This window comes from Pseudarthrobacter sp. NamE2 (assembly GCF_005796205.1).
Classification (GTDB): Bacteria; Actinomycetota; Actinomycetes; order Actinomycetales; family Micrococcaceae; genus Arthrobacter.
Genome location: NZ_VAHN01000006.1, coordinates 226113 through 235942, shown reverse-complemented (window position 1 = coordinate 235942; position 9830 = coordinate 226113). Strand labels below are relative to the sequence as shown.

Genomic DNA, 9830 nt, shown 5'->3' with positions numbered 1-9830 from the left:
CGTGATCGTGGCCCGGATGGCCGAGGCGACCTTCGGCCCGGACCACCCCGTCAACTGGAAAGCCATGGCCGAGGACTACGACGTCATCCGGGACCACATCGAACGGGTCCTGCCCGGCTTCAAGGACTTCAACACCCGGGTCAGGACCAAAAACGGGTTCGTGCTGCCCAACCCGCCCCGGGACACCCGCTCCTTCGCCACGGACATCGGCCGCGGCCGGTTCACCGTCAGCCCGCTGGAATACCTCACCCCGCCGCCGGGGCACCTGGTCCTGCAGACCATCCGCAGCCACGACCAGTACAACACCACCTACTACGGCCTGGACGACCGCTACCGCGGCATCTCCGGCGGCCGCCGCGTCATCCTCATCCACCCCGAAGACCTCGAAGAACTCGGATACCAGGACCGCGACCTCGTGGACGTCATCAGCACCTTCGGCGGCCACGACCGCAAAGCCCACAAGTTCCGCCTCGTGGCCTACCCCACCGCCAAAGGCTGCGCCGCCGCCTACTTCCCCGAAGCCAACGTCCTGGTCCACAAAGACAACGTCGCCCGTGAATCCAACACCCCCGGCTTCAAAGCCATGTTCGTCCGCTTCGAACCCCACGCGGGCGAAGCAGCCGCAGCCGAAGAGGTCTCGTCGCTGGAGGCCAGCGGCGTCTAAGGGACAGCGTTGGACAGGACAGGAAAGCAGCCCGACCTCCTCCAGGAGGCCGGGCTGTTTTGCTGAAGCGCGTTAGCTGCAGAGATGCTTGCGTTGATGCTGCGGCAGGGATGTTCAGAACAGCAGGGGTTCAAGTTGTAATGCCAAATGACGGGCCGCGTCCGCATGTTCGCAGATGGCGTCGAACCGTTCAGAGGGGCCGGACAGGCAAAGCGCCGCTCCGGCTCGTCCATCCGCATGTCTTACTGGCAGCGCCAGGCTGGCCACGCCCTCTTCCAGTTCATTGATATCTGACGCCTCACCCTTGCATCTTATTTGCGCGAGTTGTTCGTCCAGCTGAGCACTGTCAGTGATTGTGTTTGGTGTCAGCTTCGTTAGCCGGCTTCGGGGAAGAACAGGAACCGAATCATTGAGTTCAGCAAGCATTAGCTTTCCCGCGGCGGAGGCGTGTGGATTGCGGAGCATCTCGAACGATGACTGGAGCGGATAATCGCGGTCTTCATCAGCTATTCGTAAGGATGCATTACGGAACATGATGAGGTGCACGGCAAATCGGTTCCCGCTACGGAATTCTGTGATCGCATTTCGTGCGGCGGTGGGGACGGTAGGGGGCGTCGCCGCACTGATCAGACCCGAGATAGCGTGTCCGAGTGCGAAACCGCGGAGGTCAGATGTCCGGACAAGATATTCGTCTGCAACAAGGGCATTGATTAGTCGGTACGCAGTGGCTTGGGGCATCTGCAGTGCGTCGGTGATTTCTTTAGCTGTTGTCCCGGTGCCGAACCGGGCCACAATCTCCAGAATCCGAAGCGAATTGGAGGCCGGGCCCTGCCCGGCATGTGAAGGCCGGTAGCTCATTGGGTAGGCCTGCCCTGGAACAGGTCTACTTCCTGTGTCTCGTCATAGATGCCGACGCCAGCCAAAGTCTGAGGGCGCCGGTAGTGAAGAAACGAGGCGTAGACAGCGCTGGCAAGGAGTACCCCGCCGTAGATGAATGCCTGCATATTGCTCGTGCGGATCGAAACTCCAGCAGCTGTCCACAGCACCGCCCCGAGGGCCAGGCAAGTCACTGCAGCCAAAGCCCAATTAACGTACGTACCCTCCCCGATCCGCCGGAGGAAGAAAGGAAGGGAAGCACTGGCCAGGAGATAGGACCCGAGGTACCCGTATGCACCCAGCATGAAGAGATTCGCTAGTCCCTGCTCAGGGCTGGCGCCTGAGAGAATGACAGCCAGGGGAACGAAGGCAACGATTGGCATGGTGACCATGATCGCCATGGAGGGGGTGCCAAAGCGTGGGTGAGCCCGCCCGAGTAATCGCGGCATAACACCTTCCCTGCCCATGCAGAACAGGATCCTGACAAGGGCGTTCATCGATGCGATGGAGCACGCGAACCACGATGCTGCGATTCCAAGATCGAGGACTGCGGCAAAAGCAGGGGAAGCTTGGGAGAAGAGATCCGATAGCGGGGTGGGGCTCGCCGTGACGCTCGCGGGCGCATTTCTCAGGGCAAGGTCCTGTGCCGTCGCGGCAAGAAGGTAGAGCACGCCTGCCAGAACGGCGGTCCAGGTGATGGCGCGCGGGACGCTCACGAAAGGTTTTTGCGCTTCGCCTCCCAGCGTGGTCGGACTCTCAAAGCCAACAAAGGCGCTTACGGCGATGACGATTCCAACCGATAACAAATCGAGGTTTCCGTTCCACTGGAAGACAGGTCCCAGGTTCACCTCCGGGGAGTGGAAGGCGAAGTAGACAATCATGAGCACAGTCAGCAGCCCGATGGAGGTGCATTCCACCAACACTGTGAACCAGGCTGATACCCGAATCCCTCTGACCATAAGGAAACAGGCAGCGACCGCAGCGGTCAGAACGATCGGCAGCGAAACAATCTTGGGGTCAACGAGGTGAACCCCAAGATTGATCAACATCTCGGCCAGATAGGTGCCAACAACAAGAAGGCTCGCCATAGCCACCAAGGCGTACCCGAATACCGCTGACCAACCGGTACTGATTGCTGTTCTTTGCCCAAATCCCTTGGCCGTGTAGCTGTAGAGGCCGCTGACGGCGGCCATGCGCTTTGCCATCGGTCTCAGGCAGAAGGACACCATGACCATGACGGTCATGGCCGCGCCGAATGTCAGCAAGAGGTTTGGCCCGGAGGTTCCAAGGGCCAAACCAGGAAAAATCAGAGCCGGAATGACGGACATCGCACCTGCCGGCGCCACAGCCGCCACCGCCTGCGCGAAAACCGGCAGGAAGGAGAGCTTCCGGCGCCTCAAGCCCTCGACTGGAGAACGGGGACTAATAAAGCGATCACCGCGGGTGGACACTTCACACCAACTTTCCCTGTGGCGGGCACACGCTCGCCTTGCAGGTTGGACGCAAGTCATCGGGCCCGAGGTGCAAAACATTAGCATTTCCGCCCGCCGTTATGGCCCTGGATGACGCTTCGAATGTTTCGAGCATGTTAACTCGAGTGGGAAAATCCGGACCGGATTTTCCCACTATTCCTGCCGGACAGCCATGTTTCAGAATGTTTCCGGCATGTTAACGAGAGTGGGAAAAAGGCCTCCGGTATTTCTCACGTAAATATGTGGAAATTGCTGTTCCAAACGATTCCGGTGACGTAATTTCTTCTACACGGACAAAGCGTTCGTGACTGGCATCACATCAGCCGAGCTCGATGCAGCGCTTCTGATGAGGACCGACAGTTCTGACAACGACGAACAGATCTGCACCACACTGGGACTCCCGGTTACGGGTCCCAACAGCAATATCGCCGGCAGCCTGGAACCAGCCACGGCGCCGCAGGTAACCCACCGGCAGTGCAACGACTTCCGGTACACCCAGCGCGGGGAAGCCCGGCGCCTTCCCGATGCAGGTACATAGGGCTCTTGGCTGTCCGGCCAAGGCTGTGAGCCTGAATAAGAATCAAGGAGAAAACCATGACTATCGACAGCGAAATTGAAAACGTCGTAGGGGTGTCCCATCCTCTCGATCCGCTTTCCCGGGCTGAAATCTCCCGGGTAGCTGCGATCCTTAAGGAAGGGCCAGCGGCAGCGGAGTCATTCCGTTTCATCAGCATTGAGCTGCGCGAGCCGGACAAGGAGCTGCTGCGGGCCGGCGAAAAGATTGTGCGCCAGGCCGACGCTGTTCTCGTCAACCGTGCCGAAGGACGTTCCTACGTTGCGATTGTCGACCTTGAGTCCGGCATCGTCACCGGATGGGACCAGCTGGCTGCCAATGTCCAGCCGCCGTTCATGCTGGACGAGTTTGCCGAGTGCGAAGAGAGCTGCCGGAAGAACCTCGAAGTGATCGCGGCCCTGGCCAAGCGCGGCATCACCGACATGGAACTGGTCTGCTTCGAGCCCTGGTCTGTTGGCTATTTCGGCGAAGACAGCGAAGGACGGCGCCTCATGCGTGCCCTGGTTTTCGTTCGCGAGGAGCCGGACGACAGCCCGTACGCGCACCCTATCGAGAACTTCATCGTCATCGTCGACCTCAACACCGGCGAGGTCATCCAGCTTCAGGACGACCAGGCCATCCCTGTTCCCAGCGCCAGCGGCAACTACCTGCCCAAGTACGTTGGACCGGCCCGCACTGACCTCAAGCCGATTTCCATCACGCAGCCTGAAGGACCTTCCTTCGAGGTCAACGGCAACCACGTGAAGTGGGCCAACTGGAACTTCCGTGTCGGCTTCACCCCCCGCGAGGGCCTGGTGCTCCACCAGCTCCGCTACCGTGACAAGGACGTCGAACGTCCCGTGATCAACCGGGCCTCCCTGTCCGAAATGGTCGTCCCCTACGGTGACACCGCACCGGTCCAGGCCAAGAAGAACGCCTTCGACTCCGGTGAGTACAACATCGGCAACATGGCCAACTCCCTCACCCTGGGCTGCGACTGCACAGGCGAGATCAAGTACTTCGACGGCATCACCACCGACAGCCTCGGCAACCCGGTGACCATCGAAAACGCCATCTGCATGCACGAAGAAGACGACAGCATCCTGTGGAAGCACTGGGACTTCCGGCTCGACACCGCCGAAACCCGCCGCAACCGCAAGCTCGTCATCTCGTTCATCGCGACCGTGGCCAACTATGAGTACGCCTTCTACTGGCACCTGTTCCTCGATGGCAGCATCGAGTTCCTGGTCAAGGCCACGGGCATCCTTTCCACCGCCGGACAGAAGCCCGGCGAGAAGAGCCCGTACGGCCAGACGCTGAACAACGACGGGCTCTACGCCCCGATCCACCAGCACATGTTCAACGTCAGGATGGACTTCGAAGTCGACGGCCCGCGCAACGCAGTCTACGAAGTGGACATGGAAATCCCCGAGGACAACCCCACCCACACCGCCTTCAAGGCCGTGGACCGACTGCTGGAGACCGAGCAGAAGGCGATCCGCAAGACAGACAGCTCCCTGCACCGCTTCTGGAAGATCGTCAACCACGAGAAAAAGAACATCGTGGACGAGCCTGTCGCCTACCGCCTCATCCCGACCGATGGCATCCAGCTCGCCGCCGGCGACGAGTCCTTCGTGAGCAAGCGCGCACAGTTCGCAAGGAACAACCTGTGGGTCACCTCCTACGACCGCACCGAGCGTTTCGCGGCCGGCGAGTTCCCGAACCAGGCCACCGGCTCCGACGACGGCCTGCACATCTGGACCCAAAAGGACCGGAACATCGTCGATCAGGACCTCGTCGTCTGGTACACCTTCGGCATGCACCACGTCGTCCGCCTCGAGGACTGGCCAATCATGCCCCGGCAGAACATCGGGTTCATGCTCGAACCGCACGGCTTCTTCGACCAGAACCCCACCCTGGACCTGCCCCGTGTATCAGCCGCCGCTAACCACTGCAGTTCCGAAGAAGGACAGTCAACTCACTGAACAGCCCAATAGCTGACTGACAACCCTTTCCACAGACAGGTCCCGGGAAAGCCCGAGAGCCATCGCGGCCGGGCATTCCCGGGACCTTCCACAAAGCACTCTCCTCAAGCACCATCCGGGCACCTCACCCAGTGCAGCCCGCATCGATCTCTCTGACAATGCGGGCGCTTTTACGCGGCAAGCCGGCGAAGTCCATCCCGTCGGGAACCTTCGCCCTACCCCCCCAAGGCCCAAGCATCAACTTTTTGACCTGCCAAGTCACGACGACTTTGTATCACGACGACGTGATCTGGCCGCCAGCCGTGCTGGGGCCGATGACCAGGAGACAACAATGTCAAAAGAACAACAGCTGCCACCCCAACAACATCAAGCGACCAAACACGCTAAAGGCGGGGTCGAGTACCAGAAGGTCAGCGACGACTACATGAAAAACCGGCAGCTTCGCCGGGGCAGCGCAGGTCCCGTGCTGTTGGTCGGCCTCGGCGTCGGATACGTCATTGCCGGCCAGTACGCAGGGTGGAACTTCGGGCTGGGCGAGGCCGGTTGGGGCGGCCTCCTGATTGCCCTGGTCCTGATGGGCACCATGTATACCGCCATGTGCCTTTCACTGGCAGAAATGTCCTCCATCATCCCAACAGCCGGCGGCGGTTACGGCTTTGCCCGCCGTGCTATGGGTCCCTGGGGAGGATTCCTGACCGGCACGGCGGTTTTGCTGGAATTTGTCCTCGCTCCCGCAGCAGTCGTCACATTCATCGGAGCATACCTCGACACGCTGCTCGGCATCAGCGGCCCGCTCGTGTATCTGGTCTTCTATGCCGCCTTCATCACGCTCCACCTCTACGGGGTCAAGCAAGTACTCAAACTCGTGTTCGGCATCGCAGTGGTCGCCGTTCTAGGCCTTGCCGCCTGGTACGTAGGGATCTTCCCGCTGTTCGACGCCAGCCTCCTCCTCGACATCGAACCAACAAATGCCTTGGGCTCCAGTGCCTTCCTGCCCTACGGCATCGTAGGCGTCTGGGCAGCTCTTCCCTACGCGATGTGGTTCTACCTTGCCGTGGAAGGCGTCCCGCTTGCCGCCGAGGAAGCGCGAAACCCTGTGCGTGACGTTCCCAGGGGCCTCGTTGGTGCTGTCCTTATCCTGACCGCACTGTCTGCAGCGATTTTGGTGCTGGGACCTGGCGCCATCGGTTCGGCGGCCCTTCAGGAATCGGGCAATCCGCTTATTGACGCCCTCGGGACCGCGGCCCCTGCCCTGAGCTGGTTCGTCAACATCATAGGACTCGTCGGGCTTGTTTCCAGCTTCTTCTGCATGATTTATGCCTACTCGCGGCAGACCTTCGCACTGTCCCGGGCGGGCTACCTCCCCCGGGTCCTCTCACTGACGAGCAAGCGCAAAGTCCCTTTCCTGGCACTGATCATCCCCGGAGTCATTGGCTTCCTGCTCACCCTGGTCGGGTCCGGGGACTTGTTGATCCTCGTTTCCGTTTTCGGAGCCACACTCTCCTACATCCTGATGATGCTCTCGCACATTATCCTCAGGGTCCGGGAACCAAAACTGGAGCGCCCCTACCGTACGCCTGGGGGAATTTTCACTTCCGCCACCGCCCTCGTCCTCGCCGTGGCAGCCCTGACCGCAGGATTCGTTGTTGAACCGTCCGTAATTCTCTACGCCGCAGCAGCTTATGCGGTCATGGTGGCCTACTTCGCCTTCTACAGCCGTCACCGGCTGGTTGCGCAGGCACCGGAAGAAGAATTCGCCGCACTGGAGGAGGCCGAGAACGAACTCGAGGCCGAAATCAGCCACATACAGGATGCCGAGGACGATCTCGGCTCCAAAGTCTGACCGGTGGGCGGGGCCGCTGCCGAAACTGTGCCGGCCCCGCCAGTCCGCTCAGCGTTTCGTCTTACAACACCCGCCCGACTTCGTCGGTGCGTCCCACCTGCAAGGAGACCTCCATGCTGGCACCTTTTTTCAGCGTCCCAGTCAGCCTGATCCTGATGGCGGGCACAACTTTCTGCCTTATCCGGGCGTTCAAGAGCAGTCCTTGGGTATCCCGAACGAATTACCTTATTCACGCGCTGATGAGTTTAGGGATGCTGGGAATGGTTTGGCACACCGTTCAACTGCCACTGTTACCGCAGCTGCTCTTGTTCGGTGCCGCCTCCTTTTGGTTCCTCCTCCAGGCTGTATCGCGACAGGAATTCTCTCTTGCTTGCCGCGACCGATCGGAGAAAATCCACTGCCTGTACCATGCTGCGATGCTGGCAGCGATGGTGTTTATGCTCGCCGCTCCTCACCCGGTGGTTGCCCAGCAACCTACGACGGTGCCTGTTCAGCAAGACGGGCACGCAGCCCATACAGGACACTCGGTGGCAGTTAGTCCTTCCGCCGCCCTAGAGACGGTGACGCTGTGGATCCAGCCCACAGCCCAGGTCCTGGCCGTTCTTTTTGCCGCCGCAGTTCTGGCCTGGCTCGTGCCGCTGAACCGAGTCCAGGCAACGCTGCGACACACGAAAAAAGCCAGCATCAGCAGGGTCTCCCTACACCGGCACAGCGTCCTCGAGCGAACGTACGAGGCCGGGGCCGCACTGGCGATGTCGCTGATGTTCACCGCCGCCGGCCTGCCGAACTAGTTCCCTACCGCATGAATACCGAAGAGAGACTATCCGCATGAGCGCACCAGCCATTGACCGGCCACTGCACAAATCCGCAATGTCCCAGTCCCAACTGCCATGGCCGCTATTAGAGACTGTCGCAGCACTGGCCGATGCCCCGCTGACCCGGATCGCGGAGCGTCTACGTGAGGCCACGCTCCCTTATGTGCAAAGCAGCGCCCTTGTCATCTTCACGGAAGACTGCACCGGGCGCCCCCAAAAAACGGCGGGCGAGGAGGCAATCACTTCTCTTGTGTCCATCGCCGACCTTGACCCGCTTCGCGCGGCCCTTTCAGATGAGGCACCCTGGTTCGGGGAGGTTGAACTTGCTGGACGGATGCGATCAGTGCTCACGTTCAAACACGCTGCCAGCCACGCTCTCCTCGTTCTCACTGATCCTGAACTGTCCAGCCGAGGTCACAACGCAGATCTCGACGTGGTTACCTATCTATGGCACATAGCTGCCCGACGAATCCAGGAAAAAGTGGCTGATGCGCCGCCGTCATACCTGTTGGAATCACGGGCGGCCTCGGCTGAACGGGTCCGAGTAACCGCGGAACTGACCGATCTGCATTCCACGACTCTGGAGACCATTGTGGCGGCGCTGCGCTCCCCCTCCCTGAACGATGCAACAGCGCGTTCAGCCGCCACTGACCTCACTGCTAAAGCCCTGGTCGCTCTCCGTACCATCAGCCACCGCACAGCAGAACTGGTGGAAGAGCCCGTCGCTAAGGCCTTTGAACGCCTGCGGGAAGACCTGCGCCCCCTTACACGTTTTAGCGGCATTGAGATCGACTTCATCGAACCACCACTAAACGGAAGGGCATTACCGGGCGAAGTTGCGCACGCGGCACGGGCTATTGTCCGCGGACTTGTACTGGCCATGTCGGAACAACCCGACGTCAGCAGGATCCGGACCCAATGGGACTGCGACGGCGAAAATCTGCTGATCAACGTGCGCGATGACGGCCGAGGTGCGCTTGCCGCCGATGCACCAAGTATCGGTCGTTTGGACCGTCGGGTGCAGGCGCTTAAAGGAAACCTCAGAATGGACGTGATGGCAGGCTGGGGTGCAGACGTCTTCGTTTCACTCCCTCTGGACTTGCCGGCACGGCCGGTTGGGGACGTGGCCGGCTGGGACCTCGCTGCCCGTGAACTCGAAGTACTTCAGCACCTTGTTCGCGGCCACCGCAACCGCACCATCGCCTCAGCGATGAGCATCAGCGAGAACACAGTGAAATTCCACGTGCGGAACCTGTTCCGGAAGCTGCAGGTCGGCTCACGTACCGAAGCCATTGCTCTCGCGCATAGTCACGGACTCCAGTGACAATGCACCTGGACACTCTGCCTAGCCTTCGTAAAGACACGATGAGCACCAAAGGTCAACGACGTAGCTCTCTCGTCCCCTTGCTTTTATCCCGGATGTAGTCGCGCCCTTGCACTTACCAGCCAAGGTCGCGTCACCAATAGTTCCAACAATAAATTGCATATTCACGCAAACCTAGAAAGCAACTCTTAAGAGTAGTTAGAACAGTCAGAAAACATGATTACCCCTACCCGCCATGCTTCGGAATTATGGGTATCAGTACAAATTTTCGGTCAGTCATATTTTGGCTGATCACCAA

The 9830-nt window shown here is 60.2% G+C and carries 8 protein-coding genes; 6 read left to right on the top strand and 2 right to left on the bottom strand.

The window, feature by feature from the left end:
- The coding region (locus tag FDW83_RS09735) for a molybdopterin dinucleotide binding domain-containing protein (protein WP_305014663.1) at positions 1-664 on the top strand (664 nt) is incomplete at its 5' end.
- A 114-nt stretch (positions 665-778) separates the two neighbouring features.
- On the opposite strand, the gene FDW83_RS09730 is transcribed toward FDW83_RS09735, so the two are convergent.
- Both FDW83_RS09730 and FDW83_RS09725 read right to left on the bottom strand, forming a co-directional pair.
- Positions 779-1522 carry an IclR family transcriptional regulator gene (locus FDW83_RS09730; protein WP_138137868.1) on the bottom strand — a complete coding sequence of 248 codons (744 nt, stop codon included), beginning with the start codon at positions 1520-1522 and terminating at the stop codon, positions 779-781.
- On the bottom strand, positions 1519-2991 hold the full coding sequence (locus tag FDW83_RS09725) for an APC family permease (RefSeq protein WP_240720939.1): 1473 nt from the start codon (positions 2989-2991) through the stop codon (positions 1519-1521). The genes FDW83_RS09730 and FDW83_RS09725 overlap by 4 nt, the downstream gene beginning before the upstream one ends.
- A 325-nt stretch (positions 2992-3316) precedes the next feature.
- Between FDW83_RS09725 and FDW83_RS09720 the strand changes: the two genes are divergently transcribed.
- The 5 genes from FDW83_RS09720 (at position 3317) to FDW83_RS09700 (ending at position 9532) form a co-directional block, all read left to right on the top strand.
- Positions 3317-3550 carry a hypothetical protein gene (locus tag FDW83_RS09720; protein WP_138137866.1) on the top strand — a complete coding sequence of 78 codons (234 nt, stop codon included), beginning with the start codon at positions 3317-3319 and terminating at the stop codon, positions 3548-3550.
- A 56-nt stretch (positions 3551-3606) separates the two neighbouring features.
- A complete protein-coding gene (locus FDW83_RS09715; protein ID WP_138137864.1) occupies positions 3607-5550 on the top strand; it encodes a primary-amine oxidase in 1944 nt (647 codons plus the stop codon).
- A gap of 331 nt (positions 5551-5881) precedes the next feature.
- Complete coding sequence (eat, locus tag FDW83_RS09710) at positions 5882-7393, top strand: ethanolamine permease (protein WP_138137862.1); 1512 nt, start codon at positions 5882-5884, stop codon at positions 7391-7393.
- Between the two features lie 113 nt (positions 7394-7506).
- The gene (locus tag FDW83_RS09705) at positions 7507-8184 is read left to right on the top strand and encodes a DUF5134 domain-containing protein (RefSeq protein ID WP_138137860.1); all 678 of its coding nucleotides are present in this window, start codon (positions 7507-7509) and stop codon (positions 8182-8184) included.
- A gap of 79 nt (positions 8185-8263) precedes the next feature.
- The gene (locus FDW83_RS09700; RefSeq protein ID WP_370281201.1) at positions 8264-9532 is read left to right on the top strand and encodes a LuxR C-terminal-related transcriptional regulator; all 1269 of its coding nucleotides are present in this window, start codon (positions 8264-8266) and stop codon (positions 9530-9532) included.
- Positions 9533-9830: the final 298 nt, after the last annotated feature.